The organism is Spirillospora sp. NPDC052242, from assembly GCF_040679555.1.
GTDB lineage: Bacteria > Actinomycetota > Actinomycetes > Streptosporangiales > Streptosporangiaceae > Spirillospora.
In genome coordinates this window covers 73,506-88,545 of record NZ_JBFAUZ010000020.1, presented here as the reverse complement: position 1 = coordinate 88,545, position 15,040 = coordinate 73,506, and the positions used below count along the sequence as shown (strand labels likewise).

17 protein-coding genes and 3 tRNA genes are annotated in these 15,040 nt (G+C 74.9%); 16 read left to right on the top strand and 4 right to left on the bottom strand.

Features of this window, described 5'->3' with window-relative positions:
• Positions 1–535 precede the first annotated feature (535 nt).
• The 4 genes from AB0L25_RS18265 to AB0L25_RS18250 all read left to right on the top strand — a co-directional run bounded on the left by AB0L25_RS18265 (position 536) and on the right by AB0L25_RS18250 (position 3,592).
• Positions 536–940 (top strand): DUF6292 family protein, encoded by a 405-nt coding sequence (locus AB0L25_RS18265; RefSeq protein ID WP_500173479.1) that lies wholly within the window; start codon positions 536–538, stop codon positions 938–940.
• 185 nt (positions 941–1,125) lie between these two features.
• Complete coding sequence (locus AB0L25_RS18260; protein ID WP_500173477.1) at positions 1,126–1,515, top strand: hypothetical protein; 390 nt, start codon at positions 1,126–1,128, stop codon at positions 1,513–1,515.
• A 75-nt stretch (positions 1,516–1,590) separates the two neighbouring features.
• Positions 1,591–2,805, top strand: coding sequence for a cellulose binding domain-containing protein (locus AB0L25_RS18255; protein WP_500173474.1), 1,215 nt, complete (start codon positions 1,591–1,593; stop codon positions 2,803–2,805).
• Positions 2,806–2,827: 22 nt separating this feature from the next.
• Entirely contained in the window at positions 2,828–3,592 is a 765-nt protein-coding gene (locus AB0L25_RS18250; protein ID WP_500173472.1) for a fumarylacetoacetate hydrolase family protein, read from the top strand.
• On the opposite strand, the gene AB0L25_RS18245 is transcribed toward AB0L25_RS18250, so the two are convergent.
• Positions 3,589–3,906 carry a hypothetical protein gene (locus tag AB0L25_RS18245; RefSeq protein ID WP_500173470.1) on the bottom strand — a complete coding sequence of 106 codons (318 nt, stop codon included), beginning with the start codon at positions 3,904–3,906 and terminating at the stop codon, positions 3,589–3,591. The two genes, AB0L25_RS18250 and AB0L25_RS18245, sit on opposite strands and share 4 nt — an antisense overlap.
• Before the next feature lie 26 nt (positions 3,907–3,932).
• Between AB0L25_RS18245 and AB0L25_RS18240 the strand changes: the two genes are divergently transcribed.
• The 10 genes from AB0L25_RS18240 (at position 3,933) to AB0L25_RS18195 (ending at position 8,808) form a co-directional block, all read left to right on the top strand.
• Positions 3,933–4,190 carry a VOC family protein gene (locus AB0L25_RS18240; RefSeq protein ID WP_500173570.1) on the top strand — a complete coding sequence of 86 codons (258 nt, stop codon included), beginning with the start codon at positions 3,933–3,935 and terminating at the stop codon, positions 4,188–4,190.
• A 96-nt stretch (positions 4,191–4,286) separates the two neighbouring features.
• A tRNA-Gln gene (locus tag AB0L25_RS18235) sits at positions 4,287–4,358 on the top strand.
• 22 nt (positions 4,359–4,380) lie between these two features.
• Positions 4,381–4,453: transfer RNA gene (locus AB0L25_RS18230), tRNA-Glu, on the top strand.
• Between the two features lie 46 nt (positions 4,454–4,499).
• Positions 4,500–4,572: transfer RNA gene (locus AB0L25_RS18225), tRNA-Glu, on the top strand.
• A gap of 178 nt (positions 4,573–4,750) precedes the next feature.
• The gene (locus AB0L25_RS18220; RefSeq protein ID WP_500173468.1) at positions 4,751–5,170 is read left to right on the top strand and encodes a nuclear transport factor 2 family protein; all 420 of its coding nucleotides are present in this window, start codon (positions 4,751–4,753) and stop codon (positions 5,168–5,170) included.
• A gap of 89 nt (positions 5,171–5,259) precedes the next feature.
• A complete protein-coding gene (locus AB0L25_RS18215) occupies positions 5,260–5,547 on the top strand; it encodes a hypothetical protein (RefSeq protein WP_500173466.1) in 288 nt (95 codons plus the stop codon).
• 165 nt (positions 5,548–5,712) lie between these two features.
• A complete protein-coding gene (locus AB0L25_RS18210) occupies positions 5,713–6,735 on the top strand; it encodes an SRPBCC family protein (RefSeq protein WP_500173464.1) in 1,023 nt (340 codons plus the stop codon).
• Positions 6,736–6,759: 24 nt separating this feature from the next.
• Positions 6,760–8,085, top strand: a complete 1,326-nt coding sequence (locus tag AB0L25_RS18205) for a hypothetical protein (RefSeq protein ID WP_500173462.1) — start codon at positions 6,760–6,762, stop codon at positions 8,083–8,085.
• Positions 8,086–8,099: 14 nt separating this feature from the next.
• Positions 8,100–8,372 carry a hypothetical protein gene (locus AB0L25_RS18200; RefSeq protein WP_500173460.1) on the top strand — a complete coding sequence of 91 codons (273 nt, stop codon included), beginning with the start codon at positions 8,100–8,102 and terminating at the stop codon, positions 8,370–8,372.
• 13 nt (positions 8,373–8,385) lie between these two features.
• Complete coding sequence (locus AB0L25_RS18195; protein ID WP_500173458.1) at positions 8,386–8,808, top strand: VOC family protein; 423 nt, start codon at positions 8,386–8,388, stop codon at positions 8,806–8,808.
• A 4-nt stretch (positions 8,809–8,812) separates the two neighbouring features.
• Here the strand turns inward: AB0L25_RS18195 and AB0L25_RS18190 are convergent, their stop codons facing one another.
• A complete protein-coding gene (locus tag AB0L25_RS18190; RefSeq protein ID WP_500173456.1) occupies positions 8,813–9,109 on the bottom strand; it encodes a MazG-like family protein in 297 nt (98 codons plus the stop codon).
• 121 nt (positions 9,110–9,230) lie between these two features.
• On the opposite strand from AB0L25_RS18190, the gene dapF reads away from it, so the two are divergent.
• Complete coding sequence (gene dapF / locus AB0L25_RS18185) at positions 9,231–10,232, top strand: diaminopimelate epimerase (RefSeq protein WP_500173454.1); 1,002 nt, start codon at positions 9,231–9,233, stop codon at positions 10,230–10,232.
• Between the two features lie 13 nt (positions 10,233–10,245).
• Here the strand turns inward: dapF and AB0L25_RS18180 are convergent, their stop codons facing one another.
• Both AB0L25_RS18180 and AB0L25_RS18175 read right to left on the bottom strand, forming a co-directional pair.
• Entirely contained in the window at positions 10,246–11,721 is a 1,476-nt protein-coding gene (locus AB0L25_RS18180; RefSeq protein WP_500173452.1) for a DUF6297 family protein, read from the bottom strand.
• Positions 11,718–12,338 (bottom strand): ABC transporter ATP-binding protein, encoded by a 621-nt coding sequence (locus AB0L25_RS18175; protein WP_500173450.1) that lies wholly within the window; start codon positions 12,336–12,338, stop codon positions 11,718–11,720. The genes AB0L25_RS18180 and AB0L25_RS18175 overlap by 4 nt, the downstream gene beginning before the upstream one ends.
• Positions 12,339–12,392: 54 nt before the next feature.
• On the opposite strand from AB0L25_RS18175, the gene AB0L25_RS18170 reads away from it, so the two are divergent.
• Positions 12,393–14,984: a DUF4132 domain-containing protein gene (locus AB0L25_RS18170; protein ID WP_500173448.1), complete on the top strand. Its 2,592-nt coding sequence runs from the start codon at positions 12,393–12,395 to the stop codon at positions 14,982–14,984.
• The last annotated feature ends 56 nt before the right edge of the window (positions 14,985–15,040 follow it).

The following is a 15,040-nucleotide window of genomic DNA, read 5'->3' as shown; positions in this document are numbered from 1 at the left end:
CGGGCGCACCCGCGACTGGTTCTGACGCCGGTGCGGGAGGCGGCGCCGCCGATCGCCGAAGCGTTCCCCGGGTCGGCCGTCGGCGTCGTCCGTCCACTGCGCGCCGTGCTGCCGGCGGCGGAACGGCGTTCCCGGAATTGGAGTTCGATCAGGGGAAAGGGACTTCCCGCCGCTTCGCGCGCGATACGCGAAAGGCGGGCCCTGGGAGTGTCGGTCGTGGTGTGCCCGGTGGTGGGGGCGACCGTGGTCATCGCGCCGAGAATTGTCGCCGCCGCGCGGCGATGGACGTCCCGCCGCTCGGCCCCGACGGGGACCGGCGGGCGGGGCGCGGCCCGGTAGGGGAGGGGGCGGGCGCCCTGGGTCGAGGCGCCCGCCGCCGGGTCGCGGACCACGGAGAACGACGGAACGGAAAGGAGGTCCGGGGGCGAGGGGGTTGATTTGTGCTGCCCACCGAGGGATATTTAGGTCACCAAACGGGACAAATCGGATTCCATCTCCCATACTTCGAATGAAGTCAAACAGAGAGGGAGCCCCAGTGACCGGCGACATTCGACCCCTGCCTCACCCGGACCCCTTCGTCGACGTCACCCGCGGATACATCACGGCGGTCGCCGACGAACTCGCGGCCGGTGGCGTGCGGCTCGCCGACGTCTGGCTCGACCCGTGCAGCCCCCGGGACGCGACGTTCGTCCTCGGGGCGCAGGCCCTCGTCTGGAACGAGACCGACGGCTTCGTGCTCGGCGACTTCGTCTCCGGCGCGCAGGGCGTGCGCACGGTGCTGCGCGACCCCGTCCGGCTCGGCGGCGGAGTGCTGGCCGACCCCCGCGAGGTCGCCGGACGCCTGGCCGACCCCGCCGGCGGCGCCCCCGTCCCGCTGCGCTCCTACGCCGACGGGCACGACGGTTTCGAGGACGCGCTCGCACGCTACGACGACCGCTGAGTCCGGCCCGCCGCGCCCGCCGCCGCGCCCGACTTTCCGCTGGTATCGGCGTTGGGGAGGAGGAGTTCCGGCGAAATCGGGGAAATCGGTGGCGGATTTCGGGCGGGACGGTCACCATAGGGCGAGCGCGGCACGCGCGGCGTTCCCGCATGCCGTCCCCACCCCCCGAACACCGGAGTGATCGTATGTCTGTCCGCCCCTGGAACCCCGAGGAGCTCGGGCGTCCGACGGACGGAGGCCGGGTCGACGTGGCCTTCGGGCTGGGCCGGGTGTACGAGCTCGAGGGCGACCTCGAGCGGGCCGCGGGCTGGTACCGGCGGGCGGCCGAGTCCGGGCACGCCGGCGCGCCGCTGCGGCTCGGCGCCGTGCTGGGGCGGCTGGCCGACGCCCGCTCCGCCGACGCGTCCGACGCGTCCGACGAGTCCGCCGAGGACCTGCTCGCCGAGGCGACGCGCTGGCTGAGCGGCGTGCAGGCCGCCACCACGCCGGACGCCATCGAGCTGATCACCGACATGCTGAACCGGCACCAGCGGCAGGCCGCGCGGCGGGGACTGGAACCCACCGCGACGGGCTGAACCGCCCACCGGGGACGAACCTCGCCGCCGTCCCGGCCGTCGGACTCCATGAGACCGACGACGGGAGAGCGACCGATGAGCGGCGACCCGACCCCGCGGCGAGAGCGCCGGTCCGTGCCCCCGGACCACACGGCCACCACCGAGTCCGCCGCCCCCGGCCCGGACCCGAACACCACCGCCCCCGACCCGCCCGCCACCGACCTGGACGACGCCGACCTGGACGACGCCGCGCCGGATCCGAACGCCACCGACCCCGACCCGCCCGCCGCCCCGGACAACAGCGCGCCGGATGACACCGGGCCGGGCGACACCGGGCCGGGCGACACCGGGCCGGGCGACACCGGGCCGGGCGACACCGGGCCGGGCGACACGGCCCCGGACGAGCGCGGCCCGCGCGAGCCCGAGGACGTGCGGGTCGCGCCGCTGCACGTTCCGCCCGCCCGGCGCGGACGGTCCGGCACCGCCGAACTCCCCGACCCGGAGACCCCCTCCGCCCCGTCGGCGCACCCAAACGGCCCAAGCGGCCTGACCAGCGCGAACAGTGCGAACAGCACTGACGGCCCCACCGGCTCGAACGGGCCGAACGGCCCGAACGGGCCGAGTGGCGCGAACAGCGGGAAAGGCGCAAATGGCCTCCAAGGCGGGAAAGTCGGGGGCGCTGGGGGCGGGAACGTGCGGGGTGTGGCGTTCGCGCTGGGGGTCGGTGTGCTCGTGGTCGCCGTGGCCCTCGGGGCGGTGTTCGTCCTCGGCGATGGTGGGGAGCCGAGCGCCGCGCCGGCCGCGACGCGCGCGGTGACGCCCGGGGCCGCGACGCCCGAGGGGACGGCCGGTGGCGCGGCGCCCGCGCCGACGTCCGTCCCGACGTCCGTGCAGCCGTCCACGCCATCCGCCGGGGCGTCCACCGGGGCGTCCACCGGGGCGTCCACCGGGGCGTCCACCGGGGCGTCCGGCGGGCCCGTCGCCGGTGCGGAGCAGCCGCTGCAGGGCGACGGCGTCACGTACCAGGTCGTCGAGGACGGCCCCGGCTACTACGAGGGCTCGTTCGTCGTGACCAACCGCACCGGACGGCCGCTGACGTCGTGGCGGCTGTCGTTCCTGGCGCTCGGTTCGGACGTCCGCAACGTGTGGGGCGGACGGCTGGTGCAGGGCGGCGAGCGGGCGGTGATCGAGAACGCGCCGGGCGCGGCGGCCGTCCCGCCGATGGGGACGGTAACGGTCCGGTTCGGCGCCGCGGGGGAGCCGGTGCCGCCCGCCGAGTGCGTCGTCAACGGCGCGGGGTGCGGCCTCTGACCGGGGTACTAGGCTCTCGACCATGCGTATCGCCAGGTTCTCCACCGACGAGGGCATGTCCTTCGGGGTGGTGGAGGAGAACACCGTCGCCGCCGTCGCGGCGCATCCGTTCGGGGAGCTCACCTTCACCGGGCACCGGTACCCGCTCGCCGACGTCCGGCTGCTGGCCCCGATTCTGCCCAGCAAGGTCATCGCGATCGGCAAGAACTACGCCGAGCACGCGGCGGAGATGGGCGGGGATGCCCCCGACGAGCCGCTGATCTTCGCGAAGCCGTCGACGAGCGTGATCGGGCCGGGCGAGGCGATCGCCTACCCGGAGAAGCTCTCCGAGCGGGTCGACCACGAGGGCGAGCTCGCGCTGGTGATCGGCCGGATGTGCCGGGAGGTGCCGGCGTCCCGGGCCGCCGAGGTGATCCTCGGCTACACCTGCGCGAACGACGTCACGGCCCGCGACCTGCAGGCCAAGGACGGCCAGTGGACGCGCGCGAAGGGGTTCGACACGTTCTGCCCGCTGGGTCCGTGGATCGAGACCGAGGTCGATCCGGCGGACCTGGCGATCAGCACGACCGTCAACGGCGAGGTCCGGCAGAGCGCCCGCACGTCGCAGCTCATCCACGACATCCCCAAGCTCGTCGAGTACGTCAGCCAGGTCATGACGCTGCTGCCGGGGGACGTCATCCTCACCGGCACCCCGGCGGGCGTGGGCCCGCTGGAGGTCGGCGACGAGGTCAGCGTGACCGTCGAGAACGTCGGGACCCTCACCAACCGGGTCATCGCCCGGGACTAGCCCGCCGGATCGCGGAAGGCGTCCGGGGGGACCCGGGCGCCGGTCCGCGGCGTGACGCCGTCCCAGCGCGCCACCTCGGCCTCCGCCCACTCCGCCCAGCGCAGCAGCGCCGCGTCCTGCTCCCGCAGCAGCCGCGCGGTCAGCGCGATCACCGGGAGCCGGTCCGGGTGGGGGCCGCCCTCCTCCGCGTACTCCGCGGTGCGCGCCGCCCGCCGCTCGGCGTCCTCCCGGATGCCCCGCAGGACGGTGCGGAGGCCGTCCAGGTCGCCCTGGTCGGCGAACGCCACCTTCACCAGCGCCTCGAACTCCAGCACCGGACCCGCGCCCGGGTCGCCCAGCCATTCCTCGAGGGCGGCGCGCCCTCGGCATCCAGCAGCACCGGGACGCCGACGGCGCGTTCGACCACCGCCGGCCGGGCCTCGACCACCTGGCGTTCGCCGTCGAGACCCGCGCCGATCTGGACGACTGGCACGCCCGCCTCACCGGGCTCGGCGTCACCTGCTCGCCGGTCGCCGAGACCGCGTTCGGGCCGGTCCTGTGCTTCCGCGACCCGGACGGCGTGCAGCTCGAACTCTTCGCGATGGAGGCGCGCGGGTGACCGTCCGCTAATCGTTTTGGTCCAAGTCCCCGACTCCTGTATTCTCATCGAGGCGCGAGCGACCGGCCCGAAAGGCGGGAAGCCCGCGTACCTCTCTGGGGTATGGTGTAATCGGCAGCACGACTGATTCTGGTTCAGTTAGTCTAGGTTCGAGTCCTGGTACCCCAGCTGCGTCCGCGACAGCGGACAGGCCCCCGTCGTCTAGTGGCCTAGGACGCCGCCCTCTCAAGGCGGTAACGGCGGTTCGAATCCGCTCGGGGGTACACGTTCGCTTCTTCCGGCAACGCGCGGGAGCGGACGGCACGTCAAGCCCCCGTCGTCTAGTGGCCTAGGACGCCGCCCTCTCAAGGCGGTAACGGCGGTTCGAATCCGCTCGGGGGTACTGTCCACGAAACCGCAGACCAACGGTCTGCGGTTTTTTCGCGTTCCCGGCCCGGTGGGCGCCCAGAGAAAAGGATCTTCGGGTGGGGATCCCGAAGCGCGGCGCATACCGCGGGCCCGAGGTCCGGTGAGCGGGAAGCGAACGGCGGCCGGCGGTGCGATCGCCGTATAGAAGAGAAATGACCTCCACGATGAGCGACCGCGACCGGATCATCGAGCGGCTCGCCGAGATGGCCGCCGCCCTCGACCGCCGCGACTGGGACGCCGTCGGCGCGATGTTCGTCCCGTCCGCCACCGGATACGGCCGGACCGGACGGGACGCGATCGTCGCCACGGTCCGCGCGCACCTCGGCGGCTGCGGGCCGTCGCAGCACCTCCTCGGCAACCACCGCGTCGAGATCCGCGGCGACGAGGCGCGCTCGCTGACCTACGCGCGCGTCCACCACCAGGGCAAGGGGGAGGCCGAGGGGCGCGCGTACGAGTGCTTCGGCGAGTACGAGGACCACTGGACCCGGACCCCCGACGGCTGGTGCATGACCTCGCGCACGTTCACGATCTCGCACGACCTCGGCGACTTCGCCGTCCTGCGGCCGGGCTGAGCACCCCGCCACGGAACCGTCATCCGCTGTTCCCCGGCCATGTGGCGAAATGCGCGGACCGGGCGCGGAAAGCCGGTCATGCTGCGGGCATGAAGCGTTCCGGAGGGACGGTGCGCCCGTCCCGTGCAGCCCTCGCCCGCCGCCCGGCCCGCGCCGCCGTGCTGCTCGCCGCCTGCGGCGCCGTCCTGCTGACGCTGACCGCGTGCGGCGAGACCGCGAGCAAGCAGTCCTTCACCGACGAGAACGGCCGCGCCTGCGCCTACGTGCTTATCGAGGAGTCCGACGGCGACAAGGAGGTCGGCGACATCGACTGCGACTTCCCGCCCGGCCACGTCCCGTCCACCTCGCCCACCCCGAGCCCGGCCCCGACCGGGTAGAACGTCCCGGTCAGACCAACGTTTTACCCGGGCGGCGGGGTTCGGGTCGTTTGTCCTTCGGCGGTCGCGGTGAGAGGTGGGATGACGCCGCGCTCCGCCGTGCGGACGACGGGACGGTCCGCACGCCAGGCGGGGAGCGGCCGGCCGAAGCGAGAAGTGGTGACCATGGCCGAGACCAAGACGAAGGACGCGCCGGGTCTGACCGACGACCTCCCCCTCGACCAGTTCAAGGAGGCGGGCCAGGACCTCGCGCGCGCGGTGCTGATGCGGGCGCTGACGTCCGCCAACGACAGGATCCGAGACCTGACCGGACGGCTGAGCGAGAGCGCAGCAGACGGCGGCGGCGTCGGCATGAAGATGGTCGCCGCCGGGGCGAAGGAGATGGCGGAGGGCAAATCGCCGCTCCGCGCGGGGATGAGCGCCGGGATGACCGGCGCGAAGGAGAAGGTCAAGGACGTCGCGAGCGGCCTGACCGGAGGCGACGGCGGTGGCGGCGGGGGAGGTGAGAAAGAGGCCAAGGTCGTCAATATCGTCGAGGAGTTCGACGTCGGGCTGCCGCTGCGCACCACCTACGACCAGTGGACGCGGTTCGGCGACTACCCCTCGTTCACCAGCAAGGTCGAGAGCGTCGAGCAGGAGTCCGACGAGAAGATCAACTGGCGTGCGCAGATCTTCCTCTCGCACCGCAGCTGGAAGTCGACGATCGTCGAGCAGATCCCCGACACGCGCATCGTGTGGAAGTCCGAGGGCGCCAAGGGGTACGTCGACGGCGCCGTGACCTTCGCGGAGCTGACGCCCAACCTGACCCGCGTCCTGCTCGTCGCCGAGTACCACCCGGACGGCTTCTTCGAGAAGACCGCGAACCTGTGGCGCGCGCAGGGGCGCCGGCTGCGCCTCGAGTTCAAGCACATCAAGCGCCACATGATGACCCACGCCGTCCTCGAACAGGACGAGATCGAGGGCTGGCGCGGCGAGATCCGCGACGGCGAGGTCGTCAAGACCCACGAGGACGCCGTCAAGGAGGAGCAGGAAGCCCAGGAGAAGAAGGAACAGGGGCAAGAGCAGGGACAGGAGCAGGAGCAAGGGCAGGAGCAGGAGCAAGGGCAGGAACAGGAGCAAGGGCAGGAACAGGAGCAGGAACAGGAGCAGGACGCCGGGAAGAGCGAAGCGAAGAGCGACGCCGGCTGACCGAGCGCGGACGAGGGGGGACCCATGGCAGACACCACGCCCGACGAGCCGCCGAACGGGCGGGACCGCGAACTGGAGAGGCAACGTGACGACCGTGTGCGCGACGTGCCCGGGCCCGACCCCGACCGCCCGATCGAGCGGCGACCGTCCAAGGGCGGGCCGGACGTCTACCTCAACGTCCCGCAGCTCAAGGTCGAGGAGATCTCCCTCGAGGTCGAGAACCTCGAGGCCCACGTGGCGCTCTCCGCACAGGTCCTCGACATGCTGAGGCTCAACGTCGGCGCCGACGTCGGCCTGGGCGCGGTCAAGCTCGACATCAAGGGCGTGGAGGCGCAGGCGCTCCTGGAGGTCCGGCTCGACGAGGTGGCCGCCATCGTCGACCGCGTCCTCACCACCCTCGACCGGAACCCGCAGCTCCTGGAGCACATCGGCCGTGGCGTGGAGTACATCGGATCCGGCGCCGGACGGGCCGTCGGTGAACTGGGCACGGGGGCCCGCGGCGCCGTTGAAGACGTCGGCAGGGGCGCCGGGTCCGCCGTCAAGGACGTCGGTGAGGGCGCCGGCGGCGCGGTGAAGGACGTCGGCCGAGGTGCCGGTGGCGCGGTCGAAGACGTCGGCAAGGGGGCCGGTGGTGCGGTCCAGGACGTCGGAAAGGGCGCCGGGGGTGCGGTGCAGGACGTCGGCAGGGGCGCCGGGTCCGCCGTCGAGGACGTCGGCGAAGGCGCCGGTGGCGCCGTGCAGGACGTGGGGCGGGGCACCGGAGGTGCCGCCGAGCAGGTCGGCAAGGGCGCCGGGGGTGCGGCCGAGCAGGTCGGTAGCGGCGCCGGAGGCGCCGCGGAGGCGGCCGGTCAGGGTGCCGGTGGTGCGGCGGAGCAGGTCGGCCGAGGGACGGGCGACGCCGCCCGGCAAGCCGGTGAAGGCGCAGGACGGGCCGCGGAAGGGGCCGGGGAAAGCGCCGGGAGTGCGGCCGGCCAGGCCGCCGAGAACGCCGGGGGCGAGCGCCCCGACAGCGGGACGGGCGAACGACCCGAAGGCGAGTCGGGCGATGGGCCGGAGGAGCGGCCACGCGAGGAGTCGGACGAGCCGTCGGACGAGAAGCGGGCAGACGAGGAGAGCAAGGAATCGCGCGGCGAGCCGAGCGACGAGTCAGGTGACGACCGGCCGGACGATCGGAAGTCCGACGACCGGCCCTCGTCCGAAGGCGCCGAAGACGCGGAAGCCGGGAACGGCGAGGACGGCGGGGGTGACGATGCCACGGAGTTGCGGGGGGCCCTCCGGGAGACCGAGGAGTCCCTGCAGGAGCTCGGGCGGACCCTGATGCGCATGTTCTCCAAGCAGTCGAGCCGGTGACGGGGTGACGGACGATGGCCGGTGAGTATCCGGAGGACGACGTCGCGGCGTCGGCGGCGATCCTGTTCAGGGCGACGGTCAAGGCGGACGAGCTGCGCTTCGGCACGGTCCCGGACAGCTCGGTGGAGTTCACCGGGGACGCCGACGCCCGATCGTCGTCGGGAAGCGTCCGCGAGGGCGTTCCGGACGAGGCGCGGCCGGGAACGACCTACCGCGACGTCCGCATCGACTACGCGATCGCGGCGAAGCTCGCGCCGCCCGATCGGCTCGCGCCGCCCGATCGGTGAGCCCGGAGGTGCCATGAAGCAGATCGTCACGCCGATGCTGTCGTACGAGGACGTCCGCGCGGCGCTCGCCTGGCTCGGCGACGCCTTCGGGTTCCGGGAGACCGGCCGGATCACGATGCCGGACGGGACGATCGGGCACGCGGAGATGGAGACCGGGGACGGCGGCGTGATCATGCTCGCGGAGCCGACGCCCGCGTACCGTTCGCCGCGCCGGCACGCCGAGACGTGCGCGGACGCCGCGGCGTGGTCGTCCGTCCCGTACGTGATCGACGGCGTGCACGTGTACGTGTCGGACATCAAGGTGCATTTCGAGCGGGCGCGGCGCGCGGGGGCGACGATCCTCGGGGCGGTCGGCGACGTCGGGGTGGACGGCCGGTACCGTGCGGCCGACCTCGAGGGCCACCGCTGGATGTTCGAGGACGTCGCGGAGGCCTGACGGTTCAGACGCCGGAGCGTTCGGTCACGGCGCGCAGCCGGCGCTCGAGGTGGGCGCGGGCCGCGGCGGGATCGTCGCCGGTGAGGGCGACGAGGGCGATGCCCGCGGTGATGATGACGTCGGCGAGTTCGTCGCGGACGTCGTCCCTGGTGCCGTGGACGCCCTTGCGCGGGTTCTGCCCGGTGACGCCGATGTACGCCTGGACGGCCTCGCCGTACTCCTCGGCGATCTTCAGGACGAGCGTCTGCTCGTCGACGTCGGGGAGGAATCCGGTCCTGAGGCGGGCGAGGTCGTCCCACATGGCGCGTCCAGGTGTGTCGGGGGATGTGACGTCGGCGATGCTAACGGCACGGACCGGCGAGGGTTCCCGGTCGGCCGGTACGATGGTCGGATCATTCGTTTCAGCACGTCAGAGAGCCGCCATGTCGCAGTTGCCGGTCGTCAAGGTCCACGGAAACCGTAATGACATCCTCGTCGTCGACGGTACCCCGGACGAGCTGTTCCCCGGCGGGGAGGCCGCCCGCGCGGTGCGGCGGCTGTGCGACCGCCGGGACGGGCTCGGCGCCGACGGCGTCTACTTCATCGTGGACGGCGGCGACGGCACGGGCCGCGCGTGGTTCTTCAACCCGGACGGCTCGGAGTCGCTGCTGTGCGGCAACGGGATGCGCGGCGCGGGGCGCCTGCTCCTCGACCGCTACGACGCCGGGCGGATCGTGCTGCGGACCGGCCCGTACGACTTCACGGTCCGGGACGCGGGGACGTCGCCGCACGGCGTGCGGCGGACGGCGGTGGAGCTGCCGCCGGTCGACTTCGCGCCCGCCGACCCGATCGTCGCCGGGGCCGCCGAGCCGGTCGTCGACCGGGTGCTCGGCGCCTACCACGCGTCGCTGCCGGTCACGGCGGTCGCGGTGCCGAACGCGCACCTGGTCAGCGTGATTTCCGGCTACCGCGAGGACGAGCTGATCGAGACGGGCCTGCGGGTCGCGGACGCGCGCGGCGACTTCCCGCAGGGCGCGAACGTCAGCTTTATCCTCCCGCTGGACGGGCGGGGCCCGGACGACGTCTACGTGCAGACCTACGAGCGCGGCGCGGGGCTGACGCCGTCCTGCGGGTCGGGCGTGGCGGCGTCGCGCGCGGTGCTGTCCCGGCTCGGCCGCGTCGACCCGGACGTGCCCGTCCTGGTACGGAACCCGGGCGGCCCGGCGCGGTCCTGGCTGCAGGAGGCCGACGGCCGCTGGCAGCCCGTCCTGGAGGGCAACGGCACGATCGTCTTCCGGGCGGAGGTCGACCGGGCGTCCCTGGCCGGCGAGGGCCCGCTGTCGTTCGTGAAGGAGGACGACGAGGCGGAGCTGGCCGCGTTCGACGCCCTCTACCGGGAGAACCGCGAGATCCTCGCCGACGCCGGAGTGAAGCCCACCGCCTGACCGGCGGCCGCGGTCAGCGGCGTGCGGTGGCCAGGTAGGCGGCGAGGACCGCGATCCCGGTGAGCGCCTGGACGGCCAGGTAGGGGCCGATCGCGGGCGGCGGGGCGCTCAGCGCGGCGAGCAGCGGCGCGCAGCCGAGGGCGGCGACGTCGATCCCGGTCACGGCCCAGACGAACGGGCCGGTGGGCACGGAGCCGAACGGCGTGTCGAGGGTCGGCATGGCGTGGTCGACGGGCCGCCGCCGCGCCATCCGCAGCGCCCCCGCCGCCAGCGCGGGCGCCGCCGCCGGGCCGAACGCCCACCACGCCGCGCCGTCCGCGATGCCCGGCCCGGCGAGGGCGAGCGTGAGCCAGGTCCCGCCGAGCAGCGCGGGGAGCACCGCCCGCGCGGCCAGCGCCGCGCGGGGCGCGACGCCGAACAGCCGCGCCAGGCCCGGGTCGTCGGCGTCCCGGCGGGCCCCGGTCGTGCCCGCCGCGGCGGCCGTCACCGCCCCGGCGCCCGCCACGGCCGCGACCAGGGCCGGGCCGGCGCCGGCCGCGACCGCCAGCGCGGGGGCCGCAGCGGACGCGAGCAGCGCGCTCAGCCGGCCCGGACGGCGCGCCAGCCTCCGCCAGTCGATCCAGGCGAGGGCCGCCGGGCGCGCCGCCCACGCGGGCCACGGGCGCGAGCGCAGGGTCCGTCCCCGCCAGTGGGCCTCCTCGGCGATCCACGTCAGCGTGCCCGGATCGAGGACGGCCGCCGCCGTGGCCACGTGTCCCGTGCGGGTGGACGCGTCCAGGATCGAGCGCGCGGGGACGCGGTCGAGCGCCCGCCACGCGAGCCGGAGCAGCAGCGCGCCCGCGGCCGTGCCGGCCGCCGCGAGCGCGAGGCCGGCCGGCGGTGCCGACCCGGCGACGGCGGCGAGCGGCTCGCGGCCGGGCCCGGCGCCGAGCAGCAGCGCGACCACGGCCGCGGCCGCGCTCCCCGCGATCAGCGCCTGCAACGCCGCGTCCCAGGACGGCGACGCCTGGGCGAGCACGGCCGTCGCCGCCCCGCCGACGGTCGCCGCGACGGCCGGCAGCACCGCGGCGGCCGGCGCGGCCGGGGCGTCACCGGGCAGGCCGAGGACCGCGAGCAGCGCGACGCCGAGCACCGCCCCGGCGGCGAGCGCGAGCACCAGCAGGATCACCGCGCTCCGGGCGAGCACGCCGCGGCGGGGGAGCGGCGAGAGCAGCAGCCACCGCGCGTCGGCGGCCGGGAGCGCGACCGGGCCGAACCTGCGGGCCAGCGCGAGGAACCCCGCGTAGGCCAGCGCGATCAGCGCGAGCCCGGCGCCCGCCTCGGAGGGGTCGACGTCCCGCGCGGCGGACGGCAGCACGGAACCGAGGGACCCGCCGAGCAGCGCCGCCGCGAACAGGGCCGCGGCCGCGCGGGTGTACCAGTCCGTCCAGCTCGCGGACGTCCGGCGGTGCGCCCGGAGGTACCCGCGGGCGGTGCGCACGCCGCTCATCCGGGGGCGTCCAGCGTCAGCCGGCGGGTGGCCCAGGCGAGGTCGTCGTCGTGGGTCGCCATCACCAGGGTGCCGCCCGCGACGACGTACGCGACGAAGATCTCCTTGAGCCGGTCGCGGAAGTCGAGGTCGAGGCCGCGTTCCGGCTCGTCCAGCAGGAGCAGCCGGCTCGGCCGGACCAGCCCCATCGCCAGCGACAGCCGCTGCCGCTGCCCGTTCGAGAGCCGCGACGGCGCCTGGTCGTCCCGTCCGGCCAGGTCGAACATCTCCAGCGCCGCGTCGGTGCCGAACCGGGCGTCGCCGTGCACGGCCCGCATCAGGTCGATGTGCTCGCGCACCGACAGCCACGGGTACCAGGCCGGTTCGTCCGCGATGTGGACGACGTCGCGCCAGAACGCGGGCCCGTCCACCGGCGGCCGGCCGAAGACGGCCACCTCCCCGGCGGCGGGCCGCTGCAGGCCCGCCAGGCAGCGCAGCAGTGTCGACTTCCCGGCGCCGTTCGCCCCCATGATCGAGACGAACCCGCCCGGCGGCACGTCGAGGTCGAAGCCGTCCAGAACCCGGACGCCGCCCAGTTCGACCTCGAGGCCGCGGACCGTGATGACCGTTTCCTCCACGCCGGAATCCTACGTGCGGTGCTCTGTCCGCGCTTGCCGCTAGGTTCCCCTGCCATGGTCGAGATTCCGGTCGAGTGGCGCGAGCACCTCCATCCGCGGCGCGGCGGCGTCCCCGGGCCGACGGTCGTCCTCGACGAGGACGCCGCGCGGCGGGCCCGGGAGGCGGAGCGCCGGGCCCGCCCGATCGCCGCGGAGATGGCGGAGCACGAACTCACCGACCCGGCGCTCGGCAAGGCCGTCCGGGCGTGGCCGGACGGCGAACCCGACCCGGCGGGCGCGGCGGCGGTCGCGGCCGTCGCGGTGCGCTACCTCGGCGACGTCGACGCCCCCGCCTTCCTGGACGCCTGGGCGCTCGACCACGGGCTCGCGTTCGCCGCGTGCGCCGTCACGGAGGCGTCGTCCATCGAGGCCGGTCCGGTGCCGCGGCGCGCGACGCTCGATCCGGGCGGCGCCGTCCGGCTCGTCGCCTACGCCGCCACCGGCGACGCGCCCCGCGGGTGGGCCGGCGAGCTCCGGCGGACCACCGACGACGACCCCTTCCCCCTGGGCGCGTGGATCGCCGACGACCGTGCGGTCAAGCGGCTCCGCACGCTGCTGGCGGCCGCGCCCGAGGACGTCTACCGGGAGGCCGTCGCCCGGCTGGCGGCGCACCGCGGCGATCCCCAGCGGCGCCGCACGGCGTCCTACCTCCTGCCGACGGAGACGCACTGGGCGGACGAGGCGTTCGCGGAGGACGCCCGCAGGCAGCCGCTCGGCCAGGACCACGTGCTCGCCTCGATGTCCACGGCTGCGCACACAGCCCGGGTCACCTGGATCTCGGTGACGCCCGCCGTGGTCGGGACGCTGCTCGACGGGCTGGGCGCGGACGCGGTCCCGCTGCTCGACGCCGCGCTGCGGCGCCGTCACCGGCAGGCCGCCGACGAGACCCGCGCGGTCCTGGTGCGCGCGCTGCTGGAGATCCCGGACGAGCGGATCTTCCCCGCCCTGCTCGCCGGCTTCGCCGAGAAGGGCGGGCCCGCCGCGCTGCTGGAGGCGGCCGACCGGTATCCCGCGCACGCCGTCCGGGCGCTGGCGCCGCTCGCGGACGACGGCACGACCGACGGGCTCCGCGTCGCCGGGCTGCTGCGCGGGCTGCTGTACGCCCACCCCGCCCTGGCCGTCCCCGCGGCGGAGAAGCTGGCCCCGCCGCCGCCCGTCCCGGTCACCGACGACGTGCCCGCGCCGCTCGCGGGCAAGGCCGCCCGCAGCGCGAAGACCGACTGGGCCGACCCGGCGCGGCTCCCGCAGATCCGCACCCGCGCCGGCGACCGGGCCCTGCCCGAGGCCGCGACCGGGCGGCTGCTGGGCCTGCTCGCCGCCGGCGCCCCCGAGGTCGCCGACGTCCGCGACCGCTGCGACCGGCACTCGCTGGCCGAGTTCTCCTGGGCGCTGTTCCAGCGCTGGTACGCGTGCGGCGCGCCCACCAAGCACAAGTGGGCGCTGGCGCAGCTCGGCCTCATCGGGGACGACACGACGGTGCGGCGCATCAGCCCGCTGATCAAGCGCTGGCCGGGCGAGGGCGCCGCCGCCCGGGCCGCCGCCGCGCTGGACGTCCTCGCCGGCATCGGCTCCGACGTCGCCCTCACCCACCTGTTCGAGCTGACCCGCCGGGGCAAGTACAAGGGGCTCAAGGCCCGCGCGACGCAGAAGATCGACGAGATCGCCGCCGCGCGCGGCATGACCGCCGAGGCCCTCGCCGACCGCGCCGTCCCGGACTTCGGCCTGGACGACCGGGGCACGCTCGTCCTCGACTACGGCCCCCGCCGCTTCACCGTGACGTTCGACGAGCAGCTCGTCCCCCTCGTCGTCGAACCGGGCGGGAAGGCGCGCAAGAGCGCGCCCAAGCCCGGCCCGAAGGACGACCCGGCGCTCGCCCCCGCCGCGCACGCCCTGTTCACCGGCCTCAAGAAGGACCTGCGGACGATCGCCGGCCAGGAGATCAAGCGCCTCGAGACCGCGATGGTCGAGCGGCGGAGCTGGACGCCCGACGACTTCCGCGCCCTGTTCGTCTCCCACCCGCTGCTCGGGCACATCACCCGCCGGCTCGTGTGGATCACCGACGACGGCACCGCCTTCCGCGTCGCCGAGGACCGCACCTACGCCGACGTCCGCGACGACCCGTTCGTCCCCGCGCCCGGCGCCCGCGTCGGCATCGCCCACCCGGTCCTGCTGGACGATCTCGACGCCTGGGTCGAACTGTTCGCCGACTACGAGATCCTGCAGCCCTTCGACCAGCTCGGACGTCCCGTCCACCGGCTCACGGACGCCGAACGGGCCGCGCGCGCCCTCGCCCGGGTGGAGGGCCTCGTGCTGCCCTACGGCAAGGCGAAGGGGCACTCGCAGGGCCGCTGGGCGGCGCCGACCGCCGACGGCGACTTCTCGGACGCCTGGATCGCCCGCCGCGACCCCGCGGGCCTGTACGTCGTCGCGAACCTGACCCCGGGCCTGGACGCGTACATGTACGGCGAGGGGCAGGACCAGAAGATCCGCGCCCTGTGGGCGGGCCCCGCCCCGGCGCCCGAGCCGGCGAACGCCGTCCCCCTCGGCGACGTCGACCCGGTCACGATGAGCGAGGCCGTCCACGACCTGACCCGCAGCGCCTCCTGAGCCGTCGCGGGCCGCGATCGGCGGCCCGGACGGGCGGGTGCGGCGCCCGGCCCCGC

Coding starts and splice junctions, on each gene's coding strand:
- AB0L25_RS18260 (WP_500173477.1), top strand. CDS start 1,126: ATGTCTGTCCGCCCCTGGAACCCCGAGGAGCTCGGGCGTCCGACGGAC.
- AB0L25_RS18255 (WP_500173474.1), top strand. CDS start 1,591: ATGAGCGGCGACCCGACCCCGCGGCGAGAGCGCCGGTCCGTGCCCCCG.
- AB0L25_RS18250 (WP_500173472.1), top strand. CDS start 2,828: ATGCGTATCGCCAGGTTCTCCACCGACGAGGGCATGTCCTTCGGGGTG.
- AB0L25_RS18220 (WP_500173468.1), top strand. CDS start 4,751: ATGACCTCCACGATGAGCGACCGCGACCGGATCATCGAGCGGCTCGCC.
- AB0L25_RS18215 (WP_500173466.1), top strand. CDS start 5,260: ATGAAGCGTTCCGGAGGGACGGTGCGCCCGTCCCGTGCAGCCCTCGCC.
- AB0L25_RS18210 (WP_500173464.1), top strand. CDS start 5,713: ATGGCCGAGACCAAGACGAAGGACGCGCCGGGTCTGACCGACGACCTC.
- AB0L25_RS18205 (WP_500173462.1), top strand. CDS start 6,760: ATGGCAGACACCACGCCCGACGAGCCGCCGAACGGGCGGGACCGCGAA.
- AB0L25_RS18200 (WP_500173460.1), top strand. CDS start 8,100: ATGGCCGGTGAGTATCCGGAGGACGACGTCGCGGCGTCGGCGGCGATC.
- AB0L25_RS18195 (WP_500173458.1), top strand. CDS start 8,386: ATGAAGCAGATCGTCACGCCGATGCTGTCGTACGAGGACGTCCGCGCG.
- AB0L25_RS18190 (WP_500173456.1), bottom strand. CDS start 9,109: ATGTGGGACGACCTCGCCCGCCTCAGGACCGGATTCCTCCCCGACGTC.
- dapF (WP_500173454.1), top strand. CDS start 9,231: ATGTCGCAGTTGCCGGTCGTCAAGGTCCACGGAAACCGTAATGACATC.
- AB0L25_RS18180 (WP_500173452.1), bottom strand. CDS start 11,721: ATGAGCGGCGTGCGCACCGCCCGCGGGTACCTCCGGGCGCACCGCCGG.
- AB0L25_RS18170 (WP_500173448.1), top strand. CDS start 12,393: ATGGTCGAGATTCCGGTCGAGTGGCGCGAGCACCTCCATCCGCGGCGC.